Source organism: Baaleninema simplex PCC 7105, from assembly GCF_000332355.1.
Taxonomy (GTDB): Bacteria; Cyanobacteriota; Cyanobacteriia; order Cyanobacteriales; family Geitlerinemataceae; genus Baaleninema; species Baaleninema simplex.
Window position 1 is genome coordinate 2,238,127 of the sequence record NZ_KB235958.1, and the last position, 879, is coordinate 2,239,005.

Consider the following 879-nt stretch of genomic DNA (forward strand, 5'->3'; position numbering starts at 1 on the left):
GCTGGCTTTCCCCGAGTAATCCTCCCAAATAGTGTCTAAACCCCTTTTTTTTGTGCTTGGGTTTTTGAAGTCGGGGTCGAAACGCTTGCACCACTTCTCAAAGCAGGGTGGCATAGCGGCTGGGGTGGTCTCTCTCATGGGGACACTCTCCACCTTAAATCCTTGTCAGTCAAGGGTTTTGCTTTTATTTTACCTTTTTTACCGTTTAAGTCCCGCTAAGACGTTTAAAACTCGAACGCTCGTTTTGTCGAAAAAACTCTCGGGTAAAATTGGAAAAAATGGAGCTAAAGAGAGTTTAGTACGAATTAAACTGGAAGATCCACAGTTTAATAAATATTTTATGGTCTACGGACAAGACCAGGTCGAATCGCGCTATATTCTCTCCACCAATCTAATGCAGCGGGGTCTTCGGAGTTTGTGGTTATAAATGTATAGCATGATACAAAAAATTGAAGATTCGAGAGCCAAAACCCTTGAAATCTCGTGAAGTTAGTTTTTCTGTCACCCTAAACTCCGAAGAGCCATGCAGCGAATTGTAAAATTCAGACAAAAAACAAATCGAGATATTTCTTTTTCGTTTGTATCTAATACGATGTATCTTGCTATCGGCTATGAAGAAGATTTGTTTGAGCCTAAACTCTTTTCTAGTATGGTGAGCTTTCAGCCTATTTTAGAATATTTTGAAACTTTCCAAATGGCGATCGCTGTTGTAGAAGATTTACGTTTAAATCGTCAAATTTGGCAAACCGACTACGATCGCGTCTAGCCTATACCTTTTCAAGAAGGCTAACTTATACGGAATCCGAATCTCAAACAGCGGTTTTTCCAAACCCTACACCCCCTCTCTATCCCCCCAACCATCCCCCCAACCCCCCCCCT

General features: G+C 41.8%; 2 pseudogenes. One reads left to right on the forward strand and one right to left on the reverse strand.

What is annotated here, in order from left to right:
- Positions 1-138, reverse strand: a pseudogene (locus tag GEI7105_RS37185) (IS701 family transposase); the annotation flags it as partial.
- Between GEI7105_RS37185 and GEI7105_RS39885 the strand changes: the two are divergent.
- Positions 137-766, forward strand: a pseudogene (locus GEI7105_RS39885) (DUF3137 domain-containing protein). The pseudogenes GEI7105_RS37185 and GEI7105_RS39885 sit on opposite strands and share 2 nt — an antisense overlap.
- The last annotated feature ends 113 nt before the right edge of the window (positions 767-879 follow it).